Genomic DNA, 21072 nt, shown 5'->3' on the forward strand with positions numbered 1-21072 from the left:
TCATTGGCACCATCGGCAAGCTCAAAAAATGTCCGATTTTGACCTTTGTCGCTATGGCAAGTCTTTACGAAATTATCTATAAGACCTGCAACCACGCCAGCGGTCGGCGTGAATTTCATCCTTGCGCCGAACTTGGGGTCTTTCCTCACGTGCGGACAGCGGAAATGGCCGTACCCGCATCCTGATGTGCATTAAGTGCATAGGCGTTCGCACGACTGTGTTGGCTATCAGAAACGGGGTCTCTCGTGTCTAAATCTCTTGACAGTTTCAATTGTCGGTCCACGCTTTCCGTTGGTGGAAAGGACTACGTCTACTACAGCCTGCCGAAGGCTGAGGCAAACGGTCTCCCCGGCGTATCGAAGCTCCCCTATTCGATGAAGGTGCTGCTGGAAAACCTGCTGCGCTTTGAAGACGGTCAGTCGGTCACCAAGGAGCACATCCTTGCCGTCGCCGAATGGTTGAACAACAAGGGCGCTGTCGAGAATGAAATCGCCTATCGTCCGGCCCGCGTGCTGATGCAGGACTTCACCGGCGTTCCCGCGGTTGTCGACCTTGCCGCGATGCGCGATGCAATGGTCTCGCTCGGCGGCGACCCGGAAAAGATCAATCCGCTCGTTCCCGTCGACCTCGTCATCGACCATTCCGTCATCGTCGATGAATTCGGCACGCCGCAGGCCTTCGCCAGGAACGTCGAGCTGGAATATCAGCGCAACGGCGAGCGTTACCGCTTCCTGAAGTGGGGCCAGCAGGCATTCAAGAATTTCCGCGTCGTTCCTCCGGGCACCGGCATCTGTCACCAGGTCAATCTCGAATATCTCGGCCAGACCGTCTGGACGAAGGAAGAGGACGGCGAGACGATCGCCTATCCGGACACCTGTGTCGGCACCGACTCGCATACCACAATGATCAACGGCCTCGGCGTTCTCGGCTGGGGTGTCGGTGGTATCGAAGCTGAAGCCGCCATGCTCGGCCAGCCGGTTTCGATGCTTCTGCCTGAGGTCATCGGTTTCAAGCTGACCGGCAAGCTGAAGGAGGGCGTGACCGCGACCGACCTCGTTCTGACCGTCGTGCAGATGCTGCGCAAGAAGGGCGTCGTTTCCAAGTTCGTCGAATTCTTCGGCCCTGGCATGGACAACATGCCGCTCGCCGATCGCGCGACAATCGGCAACATGGGTCCGGAATACGGCGCGACCTGCGGCTTCTTCCCGGTCGACGGCGAAACCATCAACTACCTCACCATGTCCGGCCGCACGCATGACCGGATAGCGCTCGTTGAAGCCTATTCGAAGGCGCAGGGCATGTGGCGCGACGGCGATGGTTCCGACCTCGTCTTCACTGATACGCTGGAACTCGACCTCGGCGACGTCGTGCCGTCGATGGCCGGCCCGAAGCGTCCGGAAGGCCGTATCGCGCTCGAAAACATCGCGACCGGTTTCGCCGGCTCGATGGACGCCGACTACAACAAGCCCGGCCAGCTTAACAACCGCTATGCGGTCGAAGGCACGGATTTCGATCTCGGCCATGGTGACGTGGCGATTGCCGCCATCACGTCCTGCACCAACACCTCCAACCCGTCGGTGCTGATCGCTGCCGGCCTTCTCGCCCGCAATGCTGTCGCCAAGGGCCTGAAGACCAAGCCGTGGGTCAAGACCTCGCTTGCTCCGGGATCTCAGGTCGTCGGCGAATATCTCGCCAAGTCCGGCCTGCAGGCTGACCTCGACAAGCTCGGCTTCAACCTCGTCGGCTTCGGCTGCACGACCTGTATCGGCAATTCCGGCCCGCTGCCGGCGCCGATCTCCAAGACGATCAACGACAAGGGCCTGATCGTTTCCGGCGTGCTCTCGGGCAACCGCAACTTCGAAGGCCGCATCTCGCCCGACGTTCAGGCGAACTACCTCGCTTCGCCGCCGCTCGTCGTCGCTTACGCTCTTGCCGGTACGGTCCAGAAGGATCTGACCAAGGAGCCGATCGGCGAAGACCAGGATGGCAATCCGGTTTATCTCAAGGATATCTGGCCGACTTCAAAGGAAGTCCAGGAATTCATCCTGAAGTACGTCACCCGCGAACTCTACGAAACAAAGTACGCCGACGTCTTCAAGGGTGACGAAAACTGGCAGGCCGTTCAGGTTCCCCCGGGCCAGACCTATGCGTGGGACGATGATTCGACCTATGTCCAGAACCCGCCCTACTTTGTCGGCATGGGCAAGAAGGGCACCGGCATTTCCGATATCAAGGGCGCCCGCGTTCTCGGCCTCTTCGGCGACAAGATTACCACCGACCACATTTCCCCGGCCGGTTCGATCAAGGCTGCTTCGCCGGCAGGCGCCTACCTGCTTGGCCACGACGTCGCAGTCGCCGACTTCAACCAGTACGGCACGCGCCGCGGCAATCACGAAGTCATGATGCGCGGCACCTTTGCCAACATCCGCATCCGCAACTTCATGCTGGGCGCGAACGGCAAGGAAGGTGGCTACACCATCCACTATCCGTCCAAGGACGAGACCTCGATCTACGATGCGGCCATGCAGTACAAGGCCGAAGGCGTTCCGCTCGTCATCTTCGCCGGCGTGGAATATGGCAACGGCTCCTCGCGTGACTGGGCTGCGAAGGGCACGAACCTGCTCGGCGTCAAGGCCGTGATCGCCCAGAGCTTCGAGCGTATCCACCGTTCGAACCTGGTCGGCATGGGTGTCATCCCCTTCGTCTTCGAAGAGGGCACGACATGGCAGAGCCTCAACCTTAAGGGCGACGAACTCGTTACCATCGAGGGCCTCGAAAACATCAAGCCGCGCGAAAAGAAGATCGCCAAGATCACCTATGCCGACGGCACGGTGAAGGATGTTCCGCTGGTGTCGCGCGTCGACACGCTGGACGAGGTCGTCTACCTCAACAATGGCGGCATCCTGCAGACGGTTCTGCGCGATCTCGCAGCCTGATTGTTAAGATACTTGCCTGATAATGACCGCCGGAGAGCAATTTCCGGCGGTTTTTCTTTGTGGAAAACGAGGCTGTTTCACTGCTCACGGTGATGTGTTTCGGCCGCCATCCGCCTGGGGCTCCGTCTCACCCGTTCGTGACTTTCCGTTTGGACCCGGAAGGATTATTCGTACGTTCATATCTCAGAGCCGGCAGTTCAGGACCGCTGCCGACCCTGGAAAAGAGGTGCTGGTGAATGTCCCCGCGTTTTATGATCCCACTGATCGCCGGGCTTGCTTTTGCAAGTCCGCTCCTGGCCGAAGATGGTACGCCGAAAGGCGTCGTTGAGCTGTTCACGGCGCAGGGCTGCGCCTCCTGTCCGCCGGCCGATGCCGCATTCCGCAAGCTCGTCAGCCAGGGCAATGTCATCGCACTCGCCTATCATGTCGACTACTGGAATTATCTCGGCTGGGCCGACACGCTGAGCTCGAAGGAAAATACCGAGCGGCAATACGGCTATGCCCGCATGATGGGCCGCAGCAACGTCTATACGCCGCAGGCAATCGTCAATGGCCGTGACCATCTCGCAGGCGCCGATCTTGCCGGCATCAACGGCAAGATAAACGGCTATGCCAACGAGGGCAAAGGCCTGACCGTGCCTGTCAGCGCTCGCATGAGCGGCGACCAATTAGAGATCAAGCTCGGCGCCGGCCAGGGCAAGGCCAATGTGGTGATCGTCTATTTCGACAAGGAAAAAACGATCGACGTCGAGAAGGGTGAAAACAGCGGCCAGAAGATTTCCTACCTCCACAGCGTGACCGATGTGGAGACCGTCGGCATGTGGGATGGCAAGGCTACGACGCTCACTCTGCCGGCCAGCGTGATGGAAAAACCCGATCTCGAGGGATCAGCGATTCTCTTGCAGTCTGTGACGGACAACGGTGATCCGGGAGCGATTCTCGGCGCAACAGTCGTCATGGCAGGAAAAAATATCTAAGGATTTCATCCGCTTGCGGATGAATTCCAGGCGGCCCGGCCAAGCGTATTCGGGGCTGGGGTTAAGGTCGATACGCTCCGCCGGGCCCTTTGGCGCGCTGGCGCCAAACTGGAGCCTATAGTTCTCTTGGAAATGAGGCGCTGTTTTGACTGAAATGCGGCACTCCGGAGAAAGCAGGTTTCGTCCCCAGTGTGACAGTCGGTGCCCTTGCAATTTGCCGCGGCTCGGGCAAACTGTCACTCTCCTGTCACACGTGGAGGTCTTGGGAGTCTGATGACAGATACGCCGGATTTGCGACACGGCGAAAGCCGCTCAGTCGACAATAGCTCTTCAACCGTCGTTGATCTCAAGGAATACAGACAGAACAAAGATCCGATGCCGGTGACATTTCACCGGCGGGAGCTCGACCAGATTTTGTGGATCTACGGTCGAATGGTGGGCGAAGGCGAGTGGAAAGACTATGCCATCGACCATACTGGCGAGAAGGCGGTGTTTTCCGTCTTCAAGCGTTCGGGCGAAATGCCGCTCTTCCGCATCGAAAAAAATCCGAAGCTTGCCGCCAAGCAGGGCGCCTATTCGGTCGTCAACTTCAACGGCATGATCCTGAAGCGCGGCCACGAGCTTGGGCCGGTCCTGAAGGTGTTCGACAAGTCGCTGAAGCTCGTCGACAAGTAAGCGATATCAACCCTTGAACAGCGTGCCCGGATAGGCCTCAAGGTCAGGATGGGTTTCCGTTCCTTCGCCCAGTCTTCGCTGCATCAGCATCGTATCCAGCCAGCGGCCGTGCTTGTAACCGGCACCCTTCATCAGACCGATCTCTTCAAAACCCAGTGAACGGTGAAGCGCGATAGACGCCGGGCTTGCACCGCCGATGACGGCGGTCATCTGGCGGAAGCCAGAGACGGTGCAGCGCGAAATCAGCTCTCCAAGGAGCAGCTTGCCGATACCCTTGCCGCGCGCCTCCGTGCCCAGATAAATCGAATCCTCGACCAGCCAGCGATAGGCAGGACGGGTGCGGAATGCCGAGGCATAGGCATAGCCGAGCAGGGTTCCGTCCTCGGCTGTCGCGGCGATGTAGGGATAACCCTGCTCGCGAATAGCAGAGTAGCGAGCCGTCATTTCCGCTTCGGTTGGCGGTACGAGTTCATAACTCGAGATGCCGTTCAGCACGGACTCGCGGTAGATTTCAGTAATGGCGGGAAGATCGGAAGGAAGGGCGTCGCGCAGGAGAGGGAGCATTTCGGATCGATCGGCACGGTTGAATGAAGGCTTACGTTGAAGCACTCCAGCGAACTGCCCGCAACAAAAAAGGCGGCCGAAGCCGCCTTTTCGTTTTTCAGTCCAGCCTGCTTACTTACGGTTGCCCATGAACTGCAGCAGGAACATGAAGAGGTTGATGAAGTCGAGGTAGAGCGTCAGCGCGCCCATGATGGCCTTGCGGCCGGCGACGTCATAACCGTCTGCTTCGAAATACATTTCCTTAATGCGCTGCGTGTCGTAGGCGGTGAGGCCTGCAAAGATCAGCACGCCGATCGCGGAGATCGCGAACTGCACGGCGGACGAAGCCAGGAAGATGTTGACGATCGAAGCGATGATCAGGCCGAAGAGACCCATGATCAGGAACGAACCCATTGCCGACAGGTTGCGCTTGGTCGTGTAGCCGTAAAGCGACAGCGCACCGAAGGAGGCGGCCGTCACGAAGAAGGTCTGTACGATGCTCTGGCCGGTATAAATTATGAAGATTGACGATAGCGACAACCCGACCAGTGCGGAATAGACCCAGAAAGTGGTCTGCGCTGCAGCCACGCTCATCTGGTTAATACGGAAGCTCAGGAAGAACACGGCAGCAAGCGGCGCAAGAATGACAACCCAGCGAAGCGGGCTTGCATAAATCGCCTGACCGAATGCAGTTAGCTCGCCATTGGCGAAAGCGAACTGGAATGACAGATAGGCGGCCACACCAGTGATCGCCAGACCCAGCGCCATCAGGTTGTAGACCTTGAGCATATAAGCGCGGAGGCCTTGATCAATCACTTCGCCGGCTTGTGCGCGGCTTTGATAGTTACGGAGATCAGCCATAGTTTCCTCTTACAAGCTCCGATGGAAATACGGTGTCGGGTTTACGACCCGGGCGCCGCTGCGGAGCTTCCAGCATGCCTGCTGACAATATGAGGCTTTCGTTCAATTCAAACAAGGCCTTTGCAATCTGCCGTTCGGTTAAATCGCCGTAAGGTGAAGGGATTTGGGGCCCTCGCCCGTTACAGCTCGCGCAAAACGGGTGCTGCCTTCTGTCCGAGGATACGCCAGGTGCCGATTAGGCCGATACCGACGGTCAATACTAGGGCTGTGACAAGGGTGAGACCTGCGACATCAGGCATGAAGCTGGAGGGCAGGCGCATGATGCGGCTGACGATGAACCAGGCAGCCACACTGCCGGCAAAAAGCGCGAAAATGGCGGTGGCAACACCTAGGATGAGATATTCATAGCTGAAGGCGCGGATCAGCATGGTTCTCGTCGCACCGAGCGTTTTCAGCACCACCGCATCATGCGTGCGTGCCCTGTTGCCGGCGGCAAGTGCGCCAGCCAGCACGAGGACGGAGGCGATGAGTGCAACGGAAGCTGCGGCGCGGATCGCAGTCGCAAGCTCGCCAACCAGCTGGTTGACGATATCGATCGCGTCCTTGACGCGGACGCTTGTGATCGTCGGATAGGCGTTGGTCACCGATTTCAGGATCGCGGCGTCTTCAGTCTCGGTCGATGCGGGATCTGTCAGTGTCGCCAACCATGCATGCGGAGCGCCGCGAAAGGTGTTCGGCGAGAACACCATGACAAAATTGATCGACAGCGATTCCCATTCGACCCGCCGCAGATTGGCAATTTTGGCGGTGATGTTGCGGCCGAGAACGTTGACGGTGACGATATCGCCGATCTTGAGGCCCAGCTCATGCGCCTCCTCGGCCGAGAAGGAGACGAGCGGCTCGCCGCTATAGTCCTTGCCCCACCACTGGCCTTCGGTAAGGACGGAATTCTCCGGTGGGCTTTCCTCGTAGGTAATGCCGCGGTCGCCATTCAGCACCCAGCGGCCCGCCGCCGGCACATTCATCTTGGTCACATCCTGGCCATTGAAGGCGATGATGCGGCCGCGCAGCATCGGCACCTCTACCAGTTTGCCGTTCGGGGACTGGGTATGGATCAGGTTGCGGAAGGCATCGACTTCGGCGCTCTGGATATCGACGAAGAAGAAGTTCGGCGCACCTTCACTCATGCGGCCGGTCAGCTGCTGTCGCAGGTTGCCGTCGATCAGTGTGAGGGTGACCAGCAGTGCAAGGCCGAGACCGAGCGAGAGGACGACGGAGGGTGTCAGTGCTCCGGGGCGATGGATATTGCCGATCGCCAACCGCAGCGCCGGCGAGTTGACGCGTGGGCTTCTGCGCGCCAGCCAAGCGATCAAAGCCGCGACGAGGCGCAGGATGACGAAGGCGAAAATGATGGCGCCGACGAAGATCACGGCGATGAAGCGGTCATAGGCGGTAAAGATGGCAAGACCTGCGAGCGCAGCCATGAAGAGCGCGGCGAGTAACACGTAGGGCCAGGAGGGCAGGTGGCGTGCCTCGAAACCTTGCTCGCGGAAGAGTGCGGTTGCCGGCACTTCGCGCGCATGACCGAGCGGCAGGATGGCAAAGGCAAGCATCGTCAGCATGCCGAAGAGGGCTGCAAGCAGCAGAGCGCCGGGATAGAGGGTCGGATCGGTGGAGACCGGCAGGAACTGGGCCAGGAACTGTGCGGCCAGCATCGGGGACAGCGCTCCGAGCACAAGGCCGATCAGGATACCGCCCGCCGCGATAATGGCGATCTGGAAGAGATAGATCCAGACCACGACGGCTGCCGGAGCGCCCAGGCATTTGAAGGTCGCGATCGTCGTACGTTTGGCATCAAGGAAGGCGCGCACCGCGTTGGCGACGCCGACGCCGCCGACGATCAGAGCGGTCAGGCCGACCAGCGTGAGGAATTGCGAAAAGCGGGTGATGTTTTCCGTCAGCGATGGGGCGGGGCGATCGCTGGTGCGGATGGACCAACCGGCCGAAGGGAATTCCCTGGTGGCGCGGGCCTGGATACCGCTCATCGTGCTGCGGTCTTCCAGCTTGATCTTGTAGGCATGTTCCACAAGGCTGCCGGTCTGGATCAGGCCGGACGCCTGAAGTGCGTTTCGGCTGACGAGCATGCGGGGGGCGAAGCCGAAGCCTTCCGAGAGCGCATCCGGCTCGGTCTTGACCGTGCCCGTGATGCTGAGCTTGACGTTGCCGAGGAGCAGTTCGTCGCCGATCTGCAATCCCAGTCGCTCCAGCAGCAGCGGAGCGACGACAGCGCCATAGGTGCCGCCTTCGCCTGATAGCAGGGAGGCGAGCGGATAGTTCGGCTTCGCTTCAAAAGTGCCGTAGAGCGGATAGGCATCGTCGACGGCCTTGACCTCGACCAGCGCTTGATCGGATCCATCCGGCTTGCGAGCCATGGAGCGCAAGCCGGTGGAAACGGAGACTTCGCCAAGGCCACGCAGGAAATTCATTTCCTCTGGCGTTGCCTCACGGTTGTTAAGTTCGAAGCGGACGTCACCGGCCAAGAGCTCCTGCCCCTGCGAGGCGATCGTATCGGTGATCGATTGTGAGACAGAGTTGACGGCAGCGATCGCGGCGGTGCCGAGCGCGATACAGGCGAGGAAGATGTAGAAGCCCCTCAAGCCGCCGCGCAGCTCGCGAAGGGCCAGACGGAAGGCGAGCGAGATGCGCGGAGTGACGATCGTCATGCAATCGCCGCCTCGGACCGACGGACGGCGCTGTCGCCCTCGATGCGCCCGGAGCGGACGCGGATCTGGCGCGAGCAACGATTGGCGAGGCCGATATCGTGGGTCACGAGCAGCAGGGTCATGCCGCGTTCGGCCTGCTTGGAAAACAGGAGGTCGGCGATTTGCCGGCCGGTATCGGTGTCGAGATTGCCGGTCGGCTCGTCAGCAATCAGCAGGGCAGGCGAGGGGGCGAGCGCACGGGCGATCGCCACACGCTGCTGCTCGCCGCCCGAGAGCTGGCCGGGATAGTGGCTCAGGCGTTCGCCCAGGCCGACGGAGTTCAGCTCGCGTTCGGCGATCTCGAAGGGGTTGGGAACATTGGCGAGCTCAAGCGGCACTGCGACATTTTCCAGCGCCGTCATGTTGGCGATCAGATGGAAGGACTGGAAGACGATGCCAATGTTGCGGCCGCGGAAATCGGCGACCTGATCCTCACTCAGCGCATGCAGGGGCGTGTCATTGATGTTGATCTCGCCGCTGTCGAGCTTTTCCAGGCCTGCAAGCACCATCAGCAGCGTGGACTTGCCGGAGCCCGAAGGGCCGACGATACCGACGGATTCGCCCGCGCTGATCTCCAGATCTATGCCTTTCAGCACATGGACCGAGGCAGCGGCATTACCGAGCGTCAAATCGGCGTGTTTCAGATCGATGATGGTTTTGGCCAACAGAAATCGCCCTATATAGTTCCGTAACCGAATGGCCGCATAACGGCACCTAGCCAATCTAGGGAAAGCATTATGAGATTTAAAGTTGCCGCCCTTCACTTCGCTGTCATCGTCTTCTTGCTGATTTTCTCGACAGTTGCCGAAGCGCGCACGATCAATCTGGTCGGGTTTGGCGACAGCCTGATGGCGGGCTACCAGCTGCCGCCGGGCGACGGCTTTCCCGAGAAGCTGCAGGCGGCAATGAAAGCGAAGGGGATCGACGTTTCGATTACCAATGCTGGCGTTTCCGGCGACACGACCACGGGCGGGCTTGCGCGAATCGATTGGTCCATTCCTGACGGAACCGACGGGGTTATCCTCGAACTCGGCGCCAATGATGCGCTTCGCGGCATTCCGCCGGAACAGAGCGAGAAGAATCTCGACCAGATGATAAGCCGGTTAAAAGAGCGCGGCATTGCTGTACTCCTTGCCGGCATGATGGCGCCGCCGAACATGGGTGCGGACTATGCCGAACGCTTCAACCCGATCTACCAGAAACTTGCGGAAAAACATGGGGTTGAGCTTTATCCATTTTTCCTCGACGGTGTGGTCCTGGATGCCGGCCTGAAGCTCGATGACGGCATGCATCCCAATGCCAAGGGCGTGGATGTGATGGTGGAGAAGATGGAGCCGGCTGTCACAAAATTCGTCGAGACGATTTCTTCTGTGAAGAAATAGGGGCTTGCACAGGTTTGTAATGCGTGATTCCGTGTGAGCACCTGCAAAAGATTCGGGGAGTGCTCGTTATGCCGAGACTTTTTACCGCCCTCGAAATTCCGCGCAATGCGGCGATGAGCCTGTCATTGTTGCGCGGTGGTCTTCCCGGAGCTCGATGGATCGATGTGGAGAATTACCACATCACACTTCGCTTCATCGGCGATGTCGATGGACGCACGGCAGACGAAATCGTCGAGCGTCTCGATCGCATCGATCGGCCGGAATTCCAGCTCCGGCTTGAAGGCATCGGCTCCTTCGGCTCCAAAAAACCGCATTCGATCTGGGCGGGAGTTTCTCCTTCGCCTGAAATGTACGCCTTGCAGGGCGAGATTGAGCGGATCTGCCAGCGCATCGGCCTGCCGCCGGACCCGCGCAAATTCACGCCGCATGTCACGCTTGCCCGCCTGAAATATTCGCGCGTCGACGATGTTGTTCACTATCTCGCCGGCCGCGGCAATTTCCAGACATCGACCTTCACCGTGCCGCGTTTCGTGCTTCTGTCGTCGCGCGAATCGGTTGGCGGCGGACCTTACCTGACTGAAGAGGTCTTCCCGCTCCACGAGCCAAGGCTGGTGCCCAGCGTCTCTAGCAGTGTGCTGCAGCCGCTGAAGAGCCTGGCGTAAACGAACTCGAAGTCTTCCCGGTCGCCATAATAGGGATCGGGAATATCTTCCCCGGTGCCGAGCGCGAAATCGCCGAAGAGATGGATGTTGTCCGCGTGCGATGAACGCTGGCGCAGTTCCGCGACATTCGAGCGGTCCATGGCGAGTATCAGATCGAAATCGTCAAAATCCTCAGGTAATATCTTCCGGGCGCGCTGCCCGGTGATGTCTATGCCATGCGCGCTTGCGGTGATGATCGAGCGTCGGTCGGGAAGTTCTCCCTGATGCCAGCCGCCGAGACCAGCGGAATCGATGCGGAAAGCATCGCCAAGGCCAGCCTCACCCGCGACATGGCAAAATATCCCCTCGGCAAGCGGAGAGCGGCAGATATTGCCCATGCAAACAAAGAGGATGCTGATACGTTTCATCTGAGAATCCGACGGAAGGATGAAAGGAACATGGCATGAAAATGGAAAAGCTGGAAAGGCCGGCGATCAGCCAGTTGCTTGGCGAACTCACGGGCTGGACGCTCGATGATGCGGCAGGTTCGATTTCGAAGACATTCAAATTCGCGAATTTCGTGGAAGCTTTCGGTTTCATGACGGAATCGGCACTTGCGGCCGAAAAACTCAACCATCATCCGGAATGGTTTAACGTCTATTCCCGCGTCGAGGTGAAGCTCAACACGCATGATGCCGGCGGGTTGACGGAGCTGGATTTCAAGCTCGCAAAGGCCATGGAGAAGGCGGCGGCGCGGCGGGCTGTGTGAATCGGCCGATTGAAACGGCTTGCGCCGTCACCATATTTTCGGAGCGACCACAAGGGATATCGGGATGGACGAGGTCAAATACGGGGAAATTCTGTTGCCGGGCGACGAGGATACGCAGAACCGTCGTGAAAAGACGGTGAGGCAGAAATTCTGGCCGACCTTTCGCCGCGCCGTGCGGCAGATTCCTTTCTCCCGCGATGTGGTTGCCGGTTTCTACTGCGCGCTCGATCCGCAGACGCCCACCAGAGTGCGCGGCGTTCTCTTGGCAGCCCTTGCCTACTTCGTCATGCCGGTCGATATCATCCCCGATATCTTCGCCGTTATCGGCTTTTCGGACGATGTCGCCGTCCTGTCGGCAGCCTTTGCCATGGTGAGGGGCAACATCCGGCCGAGCCACTACGAGGCGGCCGATCGCGTTCTCGCGGACCGTTCCGAAGACGGCATGAAGACGATCTAAAGCGCGTGGCGATCTTTCAGATCCGTTCGCCGCACTTTAGGTCTTCGTTTTTACGCATGTCGTTATCGCAAAACCGCTGCACACTTTTGCGCGACATGCTTTAGACCTCTTCCCGCTCCAGCAGGTTTCTGAGCTTGCCGAAGGCGAGCCTGATGCGTGATTTCACCGTGCCGAGCGGCAGGCCGGTCGCATCTGCGATTTCGGTATGCGACTGGCCAAGGAAGAAGGCAGCCTGCAGCAGCGCCCGCTGCTCCTCGGGCAATTGACTTACGGCATCGCGCACCTGCGCATCGCGGTCGTCATTGGCGACGATTTCGTCGGCGCGCAATTCCTCCGGCGGCTGTAGCGTCGGATCCTCGCCATCGAGAACACGGACCTGAGCGCGGCGCTGCAGATCGATGCGCCGGTTGCGCGCGATGCAAAAAAGCCAGGTGGAAAGCGAGGAGCGGGCCGGGTCGTAGAGAGCGGCCTTATGCCAGAGAACGATCATGATTTCCTGCACCAGTTCCTCGGCCTCGCCTGGTGTCATTTTCTGGCGCATCAGCCATGATTTCAGGCGCGGTGCGAAATAGTCGAAGAGTACGGAGAATGCGGACTCGTCGCGCTCATCGGCAACGGCCTTTGCGAGGGCAGCGAAACGCTGTCTTTCCTCGGCATCCATCCCTCTCACGAACTCCCTGCAGTCAAGATTTCGGTCTGAATTTCCTTATCTTAACGACCTACAACGGATTTTAGAAAGGTCAAACTCTTGCCTGAATCTTTGTGTCTTAAATTCACCCGAACCGATGGGCTGGGCCATCAAGACAGTGCGCAATCTCACGCGCCGCTGTCGGTTCGCAAGTTAACAGTCGGGCGAAAATGAAACAGTCAGATACAATTCGCAGCCATTGTTGACCATTTGGTAACCTGAATTAAGTCAAAATAAAGCAGATCGTGATTATGCGCCGCCCGCAATGATCGCTTCGGGCCTTGAACCGCAAGAACCGGCAGGAATTCCATGTTCGTAAAAAGTATCGTATCCGCTTTCGCCCTCACAATTGCTATGTCCGGAGTGGCGGCAGCGCAGCAGGCGGCATCAGCAGCAGCGGCGCCGACCCGCATCCAGCAGTTCCAGGCATGGGGTGCCTATTCCTACAAATCGGGCGCCTCCACCGTCTGCTACGTGCTTTCGGTGCCGACTGCCAAGCAGCCGGCGAGCGTCGATCACGGCGACAACTTCTTCATCGTGTCGCAGCGCCCGGGTCAGAACATCTCCTACGAGCCGCAGGCGATGATGGGCTATTCGCTGCAGGAAAACTCGAAGGTTAACGTCGTCATCGACAACAAGACCTTCGTGATGTTTACCAAGGACAAGGCCGCCTGGGTCGAGAACGCCGCGCAGGAGCCTGCGCTCGTCGCAGCCATGAAGACGGGTCATTCCATGACTGTCAACGCGGTTTCGCGCAAGGGCACCGGCACTTCCTACAGCTATTCGCTTTCGGGCATTTCGGCTGCACTGAAGCAGATCGAAAGCTGCAAGTAAGCTGATTGATTAAGGCAATGTTTCGAAGGCCGGCCTTGTGCCGGCCTTCGTCGTTTCCATCTATAGTGACGCTTCCATCTCTCGATACGTGGGTCTAGTGACGTGGAGGGAAAATGATGCTAAAGCGGCGCGCAACTGCGGAAGGATGGCGATCTCATCGCCGCTCCGCCCATTCATTTCTGCAATCATGCGTCAACGGCCCCGCAAGTCTTCCGGCTTTCCGGGATGGTTGCCATGTTGAGTTCGGGATTAGAAGATTATGTCCGTTATGGATGCGATGACCGTTGCCAAGCCCGCCGCGCGGGCGCCTCTCGGCACTGAGCTTTCGCCAAAGCCCTCGCTGATCGGTTTGACGCGCGAGGAAATGGGTGCGGCGCTGCGCGAAAAGGGTGTGCCGGACAAGCAGATCAAGATGCGCGTCTCGCAGCTGTGGAACTGGATCTATGTGCGCGGCGTCTCCGACTTCGACCACATGACGAATGTCGCCAAGGACATGCGCGAGATGCTGAAGCAGCATTTCACTATCGCCCGACCCGAAATCGTCGAAGAACAGATTTCCAATGACGGTACGCGCAAGTGGCTGCTGCGCTTTCCGCCGCGCGGCGCCGGCCGGCCGGTCGAGATCGAGGCTGTCTATATCCCCGAGGAAGGGCGCGGCACGCTCTGCATTTCCAGCCAGGTCGGCTGCACGCTGACCTGTTCCTTCTGTCATACCGGCACCCAGCGGCTGGTGCGCAACCTGACGGCCGAGGAAATCCTCTCACAGCTTCTGCTCGCCCGCGACCGCCTCGGCGACTTCCCGGACCGCGACGTGCCTGTCGGCGCCATGGTGCCGTCAGAGGGCCGCAAGGTCAGCAATATCGTGATGATGGGCATGGGCGAGCCGCTCTATAATTTCGATGCCGTGAAGCAGGCGCTGCTGATCGCGACTGACGGCGATGGCCTGTCGCTGTCCAAGCGCCGCGTGACGCTTTCCACCTCCGGCGTCGTGCCTGAAATTCTCCGCACCGGCGACGAAATCGGCGTCATGCTGGCGATCTCGCTGCATGCGGTGCGCGACGACCTGCGCGATATCCTCGTGCCGATCAACAAGAAGTATCCGCTGAAGGAGCTGATCGAGGCCTGCAAGAACTATCCCGGGCTTTCGAATGCGCGGCGCATCACTTTCGAATATGTGATGCTGAAGGACGTCAACGACAGCCTGGAAGACGCCAAGGGACTGATTCAACTCTTGAAGGGCGTACCGGCGAAGATCAATCTCATCCCTTTCAATCCCTGGCCGGGCACGAACTACCAGTGTTCCGAATGGGCACAGATCGAGAAGTTTGCCGATTTCATCAATTCGGCCGGCTACGCTTCGCCGATCCGTACGCCGCGTGGCCGCGACATTCTCGCCGCCTGCGGCCAGCTCAAGTCGGAATCCGAGCGCATGCGCAAAACCGAGCGCCTTGCTTTCGAAGCAATGATGATCGCCAACCACGGCGCCGATGATTGATCAGCAAGTTTGATCCTCATTACAATTCTCCGCGATTGATTAACGGGGGCGCTTTTCCTAAAAGTGCCCCCAAAATTATCATGGAGGACACTCATGCGTTCAATTCTAATGGCTTTTGCCGCAACTTTGGCCCTGACGCTGCCGGCGAAGGCCGATGACGTCACGGTTGCTGTAACCGCGATCGTCGAACATCCGGCGCTCGATGCGGCTCGCAACGGCGTGCGCGATGCGCTGGCCGCTGCCGGCTACAAGGAAGGCGAGAATCTCAAGTTCATCTTCGAATCCGCGCAGGGCAATCCGGCAACGGCAGCCCAGATCGCCCGCCAGTTCGYGGGTGACGAACCCGATGTCATCGTGCCGATCTCCACGCCGTCGGCCCAGGCCGTCGTTTCCTCAACGCGTGATATCCCTGTCGTCTTTACCGCCGTGTCCGATCCGCTCGGCGCGCAACTCGTCAAGAACATGGACAAGCCGGGTGGCAACGTGACCGGTCTTTCGGACATGTCGCCGGTCGGCGAGCATATCGCGCTGATCAAGGAAATCCTGCCGAACGTGAAGACGATCGGCTACCTCTACAATTCCGGCGAGGCGAACTCCGTCTCGCTGCTGGCAGCGCTGAAGGCCGAAGCCGACAAGGCCGGCATCACGATCGTCGAATCTGCTGCAACGAAGTCCGCCGAAGTGCAGGGCGCTGCCCGTGCGCTTGTCGGCCGCGCCGATGCGATCTACATCCCGACTGACAACACGATCATCTCGGCTCTCGAAGGTGCGGTTGCCGTTGCCGAAGAGAGCAAGCTGCCGCTCTTCACCGCCGATACGGATTCCGTTTCGCGTGGCTCGATCGCAGCGCTTGGCTTCAACTATTATGATGTCGGCAAGCAGACGGGAGAGATCGTCGTGCGGGTGCTGAAGGGTGAAAACCCGGGCGACATCGCGGTGAAGACCGCAGCTGGCAGCGACCTCGTCATCAACAAGTCTGCTGCGGCGAAGATGGGCGTGACTCTGCCGGAAAGCGTTATTTCACGCGCCAACAAGGTCATCGAATAAACGACCGTCGTTCCAAGGTCTTAGTGACAATCAGCCGCTCCCGTTTGCACGGGGGCGGCTGTTGCATTACAGGGCCGCGCGCCAGATGGCGCGCAAAGGACCCTGTAACAGTGTAAAAACTGCGCATAATCCTTTCCTTAAATCGGTTCCGATTTAAGGGGTTATGCGCTAAAAGGCTCTGGTTTCGCGACGGGCGGAACGGAAACAAAAAGGGGCTAAAAGCCTTGAGCCAAATCGCATTCTGGGGGGCCGTCGAGCTCGGCCTGGTCTATTCCTTCGTCGCCCTCGGCGTCTATCTTGCCTTCCGCGTCCTCGATTTTCCGGACCTGACGGTGGACGGGTCGTTTCCGCTCGGTGCGGCGGTGACGGCCGTGCTGATCATCGCCGGCGTCAATGCCTGGCTGGCTGCGCTGATTGCGATGGGAGCGGGGGCTGCGGCCGGTATGGTGACGGCGCTCCTCAATGTACGCTTCAAGATCCTCAATCTGCTCGCCTCGATCCTGACGATGATCGCGCTTTTTTCCGTCAATCTGCGGGTGATGGGAAAGCCGAATGTCGCGCTCATCAATGCCGATACGATGATCAGCCCCTTCTTCGGCCATGGGCTCAGAGATTTTTACGTGCGGCCGCTTTTCGTCGGCGTTCTGGTTGTCATCGCTGTCATTGTCGTCTGGCGCTTCCTTGAAAGCGATGCCGGGCTTGCGATGCGTGCGACAGGCGCCAATGCCCGCATGGCTCGCGCCCAGGGCGTCGATACCAGCCGGCAGATCTATCTGGGCATGGCGATTTCCAATGCGCTGGTGGCGCTCGGCGGCGCGCTCTTTGCGCAGACCAACGGTTTTGCGGATGTCACTTCGGGTGTCGGCACCATCGTCGTCGGCCTTGCTGCGGTCATCATCGGCGAGACGCTTCTCGGGCGGCGGGGGCTGCTGATTGCGCTTGTCGGATGCGTGTTCGGCTCGATCATCTACCGCATCGCCATCCAGCTTGCGCTGTCGAGCGATGTCATCGGCCTGCAGGCCTCTGACCTCAATTTCGTGACCGCGGTTCTCGTGACGGTCGCGCTCATTCTTCCCCGCCTTCGCGGAGGTGCCGCATCGTGATCAGTGTCAAGGATATCAAGGTCGTTTTCGGGCGTGGCACGCCGCTGCAGAAACAGGCGCTGAACGGTGTGAGCCTGACCATCGAGGAAGGCTCCTTCGTCACCGTCATCGGCTCCAACGGCGCCGGCAAATCGACGCTGCTCGGCGTGCTCGCCGGTGATGTCATTCCGAGCGAAGGCTCGGTTCTGATCGGCAAGACCGATGTGACGCGCAAGTCCACATCGGCACGTGCCGGTTTGGTGGCACGTGTCTTCCAGGATCCGCTGACGGGAAGTTGCGGTGCGCTGTCGATCGAGGAAAACCTTGCTCTGGCGGCCCGCCGCGGCGAAAAACGTGGGCTTGCATCGGCGCTTGGCGGCAACAGGCGCGATTATTTCCGGGAGCGGATTGCCGAGCTGAACCTCGGGCTGGAAAACCGGCTGAAGGACCGAATGGATCTTCTGTCGGGCGGCCAGAGGCAGGCCGTGTCGCTCGTCATGGCGACGCTTGCCGGCTCCGAAGTGCTGCTGCTCGATGAACATACGGCAGCGCTCGATCCGGGCATGGCCGAGTTCGTGATGACCCTCACGCAGAAGATCGTCTCGGAGCGCAAGCTCACGACGATGATGGTGACGCATTCCATGCGGCAGGCGCTGGATTACGGCCACCGCACGATCATGCTGCACGGCGGGGAGATCGTTCTCGACGTTGCCGGCGACAACAGGAAGAACCTGCAGGTCGAAGACCTGATCGCCATGTTCCGCAAGATGCGTGGCCAGACGCTCGACGACGATGCCCTGCTGATTGGTTGACTAGCTAATCAGCGTGCCTGGGTGAGCAGGATCTTGGCGGCGAAGACCGAGAAGACGCCGGCAAAGGTATAATCCATGCCGCGCAGCACCTTCCTGTTGTTCTGCAGCCAGCTCGACAGCCAGTCGGCCGCCATGACGACGGCCGCGTTGACCGGCATGCCGACCAGGATGAAGCAGAAGCCGAGGAAGAGCAGCTTGTGCGTGACGGCGGGGTCGTTGGCGCTGACGAACTGCGGCAGGAAGGTCATGAAGAAGATGATGACCTTCGGGTTCAGCAAGTTGACCCAGAAACCCGAGGAGATGTTCGAGAGGATCGTGCCCTTCGGGCCTTCGACCTTGGCAACCGTCAGCTTCGAGCCGAAACGGATCGCCTGCAGGGCCAGCCAGAAGAGATAGGCCGCACCGCCGGTCTTCAGGATCAGGAAGGCGGTTGGGGAAGCGGTAATCAGCGCCGAAATGCCGAAGGCAACCAGCATCGTGTGCACGACGATGCCGAGGCTCGTGCCGAGCACCACGAAAAGCGCTGCCTTCTTGCCCTGCGCAAGCGCACGGCTGATCGACAGGGTCATGTCAGGGCCGGGGGTTGCCGCAAGCAACAGCGTGGCGGCGGCAAAGGCGAGAAGCGTCGGAAAGCTCGGCAGGAAGTCCATGGTCTACTCTGAAAGCCGGAAAAGTTCTGACGATCTCTTATCCGGCTTTCAGAAAATTACCAATCAAACCTTGTGATGGCCCCGATTACTTCTGTTCGAGGAAGGCCTTGAACTTGTCGGCATAGTCCTTGTGCCAGCGCGACAGCGGCGGACGGTTCTCGATGATGTCGCCGATCGCCCAGGCCATGCGACGCTCGTCGACCGGGCGGGCGACGTCATTATCCGGGCAGAGGATGTAGAAATCGCCGCGCTCAAGGCTTTCGACCATGAAATCGACAGTCTGTTCCGGCGTCCAGGCGCCAGCAGGCTTCTCCCTGCGGTCGCCCTTGGTGAGACCGGTGAAGACGAAGCCGGGGATCAGCAGATGCGCGGAAATACCCGCGCCTTCAGTGTTGCGCAGTTCATGCTCAAGCGCTTCGGTGAAGACCTTCACACCGGCTTTGGAGACGTTATAGGCCGGGTTGCCGGGCGGCGTGGTGATGCCCTGTTTGGAGCCGGTGTTGATGATGAGGCCCGGCTCGTTATGGGCGACCATGCCGGGGCCGAAGGTTCTGACGCCGTTGATGACGCCGAGAAGGTTGACGGCAAGGATATTGTCCCAATTGGACTGGGCGCTGAAGATCGATGTTTCCGGGCCGATGCCGGCGTTGTTCATCAGCACATGCACGCGGCCGAAGCGCTGGATGACGGCGCGCTCGAGAGCTTCGATCTGCTCTTTCTGCGAGACATCGGTTTCGACGGCCATCACATGTTCCTGGCCGGCAATTGCCTCGAGTTCGGCGCGGGCATCTGCCAGCCTGTCGCCGCCGAGATCGGCGATGACGACGCTCATGCCGAGCTTTGCAAAGTATTTCGCGGCGGCAAGGCCGATGCCGGAAGCGCCGCCGGTGATGACGGCAACATTGGATTTCTTGAAAATGGCTTGAATATTCGTCACGGGACGGGCCTCTCCTCAGAGCATTGTTCGGACGATGCCGAATATGGGCTCCGGTTCCTTGCTGTCAAACCTTATCGGGCCCTATCGGGCCGGTTGCTATCCTCGTTGCCCTTGCGTCACGCGCCAATCTCGATAAAAGTGCCGCGATACCGGGCTTTGCGGGTGTGCCGCGGCCTCTATGCAACGGACCTCATCATCATGGCATCATACAAAGACGTGAAGAAAGTCGTGCTCGCCTATTCGGGCGGTCTCGATACCTCGATCATCCTGAAGTGGCTGCAGACCGAGCTCGGCGCTGAAGTCGTGACCTTCACGGCCGATCTCGGCCAGGGCGAAGAGCTGGAACCGGCGCGCAAGAAGGCCGAGATGCTCGGCATCAAGGAGATCTATATCGAGGACGTGCGCGAGGAATTCGTGCGCGATTTCGTCTTCCCGATGTTCCGCGCCAATGCCGTCTATGAAGGCGTCTATCTGCTCGGCACCTCTATTGCCCGTCCGCTGATCTCCAAGCACCTGATCGAGATCGCCAAGAAGACCGGTGCCGATGCGATCGCTCACGGTGCAACCGGCAAGGGCAATGACCAGGTTCGCTTCGAGCTTTCGGCCTATGCGCTGAACCCCGATATCAAGATCATCGCCCCGTGGCGCGATTGGTCCTTCAAGAGCCGTACCGACCTGCTCGAATTTGCCGAAAAGCATCAGATCCCGGTCGCCAAGGACAAGAAGGGCGAGGCTCCCTTCTCCGTTGACGCCAACCTTCTGCACTCCTCGTCGGAAGGCAAGGTCCTGGAAGATCCGGCGATTGAAGCGCCTGAATACGTGCATATGCGCACGATCTCGCCGGAAGCTGCGCCCGACAAGGCGACCACCATCAAGGTCGGCTTCCGCAAGGGTGATGCCGTCTCGATCAACGGCGTCGAGATGTCTCCTGCGACGCTGCTTGCGGCGCTCAACAATTACGGCCGCGACAATGGTATCGGCCGCCTTGACCTCGTCGAAAATCGCTACGTCGGCATGAAGTCGCGCGGTGTCTACGAGACCCCCGGCGGCACGATCCTGCTTGCGGCGCATCGCGCCATCGAGTCGATCACGCTCGACCGTGGTGCCGCTCACCTGAAGGATGAGCTGATGCCGCGTTATGCCGAACTCATCTACTACGGCTTCTGGTTCTCGCCGGAGCGCGAAATGCTGCAGGCACTCATCGACAAGAGCCAGGAGCATGTCGAAGGCGAAGTGACGTTGAAGCTCTACAAGGGCAATGTCATGGTCATCGGCCGCGAGAGCGAAAAGTCGCTCTATTCCGACAAGCTCGTCACTTTCGAAGACGACCAGGGCGCTTACGACCAGAAGGATGCCGCCGGCTTCATCAAGCTCAACGCGCTGCGCCTTCGCACGCTCGGCAAGCGTAACCTGAAGAAGTAAGCGGCTTCAGACCGATCTCAAAAAGGCCCGCCGGCTCTGCCGCGCGGGCCTTTTCTTTGTCGTGCCGATTGCAGGTTGTAACGTCTTGACGCGGCAGGGGTA

Annotated in this window: 21 protein-coding genes; 13 read left to right on the forward strand and 8 right to left on the reverse strand. The window is 59.6% G+C overall.

The annotated features are described in order from the left end of the window. Positions 1 to 245: 245 nt before the first annotated feature. The 3 genes from acnA (at position 246) to AC1DM5_RS12280 (ending at position 4588) form a co-directional block, all read left to right on the forward strand. Positions 246 to 2936 (forward strand): aconitate hydratase AcnA, encoded by a 2691-nt coding sequence (gene acnA, locus AC1DM5_RS12270; RefSeq protein WP_477821928.1) that lies wholly within the window; start codon positions 246 to 248, stop codon positions 2934 to 2936. A 236-nt stretch (positions 2937 to 3172) separates the two neighbouring features. Continuing rightward, complete coding sequence (locus AC1DM5_RS12275) at positions 3173 to 3913, forward strand: DUF1223 domain-containing protein (RefSeq protein WP_439016794.1); 741 nt, start codon at positions 3173 to 3175, stop codon at positions 3911 to 3913. A 273-nt stretch (positions 3914 to 4186) separates the two neighbouring features. Continuing rightward, the gene (locus AC1DM5_RS12280; RefSeq protein WP_037101807.1) at positions 4187 to 4588 is read left to right on the forward strand and encodes a DUF2794 domain-containing protein; all 402 of its coding nucleotides are present in this window, start codon (positions 4187 to 4189) and stop codon (positions 4586 to 4588) included. Between the two features lie 6 nt (positions 4589 to 4594). Here AC1DM5_RS12280 and AC1DM5_RS12285 read toward each other — a convergent pair whose 3' ends face one another. The 4 genes from AC1DM5_RS12285 to AC1DM5_RS12300 all read right to left on the reverse strand — a co-directional run bounded on the left by AC1DM5_RS12285 (position 4595) and on the right by AC1DM5_RS12300 (position 9419). Beyond that, positions 4595 to 5152 carry an N-acetyltransferase family protein gene (locus AC1DM5_RS12285; protein ID WP_477821929.1) on the reverse strand — a complete coding sequence of 186 codons (558 nt, stop codon included), beginning with the start codon at positions 5150 to 5152 and terminating at the stop codon, positions 4595 to 4597. Positions 5153 to 5263: 111 nt separating this feature from the next. After that, a complete protein-coding gene (locus tag AC1DM5_RS12290; protein WP_007814543.1) occupies positions 5264 to 5992 on the reverse strand; it encodes a Bax inhibitor-1/YccA family protein in 729 nt (242 codons plus the stop codon). A 179-nt stretch (positions 5993 to 6171) separates the two neighbouring features. Next, a complete protein-coding gene (locus AC1DM5_RS12295) occupies positions 6172 to 8715 on the reverse strand; it encodes an ABC transporter permease (protein WP_477821930.1) in 2544 nt (847 codons plus the stop codon). After that, entirely contained in the window at positions 8712 to 9419 is a 708-nt protein-coding gene (locus AC1DM5_RS12300) for an ABC transporter ATP-binding protein (protein WP_477821931.1), read from the reverse strand. The genes AC1DM5_RS12295 and AC1DM5_RS12300 overlap by 4 nt, the downstream gene beginning before the upstream one ends. Before the next feature lie 72 nt (positions 9420 to 9491). Here AC1DM5_RS12300 and AC1DM5_RS12305 point away from each other — a divergent pair, with 72 nt between their 5' ends. Together AC1DM5_RS12305 and thpR are read left to right on the forward strand one after the other, a co-directional pair. Then, positions 9492 to 10136 (forward strand): arylesterase, encoded by a 645-nt coding sequence (locus AC1DM5_RS12305; RefSeq protein WP_477821932.1) that lies wholly within the window; start codon positions 9492 to 9494, stop codon positions 10134 to 10136. Positions 10137 to 10204: 68 nt separating this feature from the next. Continuing rightward, the gene (gene thpR, locus AC1DM5_RS12310; RefSeq protein ID WP_477821933.1) at positions 10205 to 10798 is read left to right on the forward strand and encodes an RNA 2',3'-cyclic phosphodiesterase; all 594 of its coding nucleotides are present in this window, start codon (positions 10205 to 10207) and stop codon (positions 10796 to 10798) included. On the opposite strand, the gene AC1DM5_RS12315 is transcribed toward thpR, so the two are convergent. Continuing rightward, positions 10705 to 11205 carry a low molecular weight protein-tyrosine-phosphatase gene (locus AC1DM5_RS12315; RefSeq protein ID WP_477821934.1) on the reverse strand — a complete coding sequence of 167 codons (501 nt, stop codon included), beginning with the start codon at positions 11203 to 11205 and terminating at the stop codon, positions 10705 to 10707. The genes thpR and AC1DM5_RS12315 overlap by 94 nt on opposite strands. A 35-nt stretch (positions 11206 to 11240) precedes the next feature. Between AC1DM5_RS12315 and AC1DM5_RS12320 the strand changes: the two genes are divergently transcribed. Next, complete coding sequence (locus AC1DM5_RS12320) at positions 11241 to 11546, forward strand: 4a-hydroxytetrahydrobiopterin dehydratase (protein ID WP_477821935.1); 306 nt, start codon at positions 11241 to 11243, stop codon at positions 11544 to 11546. Positions 11547 to 11610: 64 nt separating this feature from the next. Beyond that, entirely contained in the window at positions 11611 to 12003 is a 393-nt protein-coding gene (locus tag AC1DM5_RS12325) for a YkvA family protein (protein ID WP_029868950.1), read from the forward strand. A gap of 100 nt (positions 12004 to 12103) precedes the next feature. On the opposite strand, the gene AC1DM5_RS12330 is transcribed toward AC1DM5_RS12325, so the two are convergent. Next, positions 12104 to 12664: a sigma-70 family RNA polymerase sigma factor gene (locus AC1DM5_RS12330; RefSeq protein WP_477821936.1), complete on the reverse strand. Its 561-nt coding sequence runs from the start codon at positions 12662 to 12664 to the stop codon at positions 12104 to 12106. 336 nt (positions 12665 to 13000) lie between these two features. Here AC1DM5_RS12330 and AC1DM5_RS12335 point away from each other — a divergent pair, with 336 nt between their 5' ends. From AC1DM5_RS12335 to AC1DM5_RS12355, 5 genes are all read left to right on the forward strand, one after another. Beyond that, positions 13001 to 13525: an invasion associated locus B family protein gene (locus AC1DM5_RS12335; protein ID WP_007814524.1), complete on the forward strand. Its 525-nt coding sequence runs from the start codon at positions 13001 to 13003 to the stop codon at positions 13523 to 13525. Positions 13526 to 13784: 259 nt separating this feature from the next. After that, positions 13785 to 15020, forward strand: a complete 1236-nt coding sequence (gene rlmN / locus AC1DM5_RS12340) for a dual-specificity RNA methyltransferase RlmN (protein WP_477821937.1) — start codon at positions 13785 to 13787, stop codon at positions 15018 to 15020. Positions 15021 to 15113: 93 nt separating this feature from the next. Next, on the forward strand, positions 15114 to 16067 hold the full coding sequence (locus tag AC1DM5_RS12345; RefSeq protein ID WP_477975049.1) for an ABC transporter substrate-binding protein: 954 nt from the start codon (positions 15114 to 15116) through the stop codon (positions 16065 to 16067). 224 nt (positions 16068 to 16291) lie between these two features. Then, positions 16292 to 17170 carry an ABC transporter permease gene (locus AC1DM5_RS12350; RefSeq protein WP_477975051.1) on the forward strand — a complete coding sequence of 293 codons (879 nt, stop codon included), beginning with the start codon at positions 16292 to 16294 and terminating at the stop codon, positions 17168 to 17170. After that, the gene (locus AC1DM5_RS12355) at positions 17167 to 17961 is read left to right on the forward strand and encodes an ABC transporter ATP-binding protein (RefSeq protein ID WP_477821940.1); all 795 of its coding nucleotides are present in this window, start codon (positions 17167 to 17169) and stop codon (positions 17959 to 17961) included. Before AC1DM5_RS12350 ends, AC1DM5_RS12355 begins: the two co-directional genes overlap by 4 nt. Positions 17962 to 17969: 8 nt before the next feature. Here AC1DM5_RS12355 and AC1DM5_RS12360 read toward each other — a convergent pair whose 3' ends face one another. Both AC1DM5_RS12360 and AC1DM5_RS12365 read right to left on the reverse strand, forming a co-directional pair. Beyond that, positions 17970 to 18611 (reverse strand): LysE family translocator, encoded by a 642-nt coding sequence (locus tag AC1DM5_RS12360; protein ID WP_477821941.1) that lies wholly within the window; start codon positions 18609 to 18611, stop codon positions 17970 to 17972. An 85-nt stretch (positions 18612 to 18696) separates the two neighbouring features. Then, on the reverse strand, positions 18697 to 19548 hold the full coding sequence (locus tag AC1DM5_RS12365; protein ID WP_477975053.1) for an SDR family NAD(P)-dependent oxidoreductase: 852 nt from the start codon (positions 19546 to 19548) through the stop codon (positions 18697 to 18699). Positions 19549 to 19746: 198 nt separating this feature from the next. On the opposite strand from AC1DM5_RS12365, the gene AC1DM5_RS12370 reads away from it, so the two are divergent. After that, positions 19747 to 20970: an argininosuccinate synthase gene (locus tag AC1DM5_RS12370; RefSeq protein WP_113299663.1), complete on the forward strand. Its 1224-nt coding sequence runs from the start codon at positions 19747 to 19749 to the stop codon at positions 20968 to 20970. Positions 20971 to 21072: the final 102 nt, after the last annotated feature.

The organism is Rhizobium sp. 01T437 (assembly GCF_056398505.1).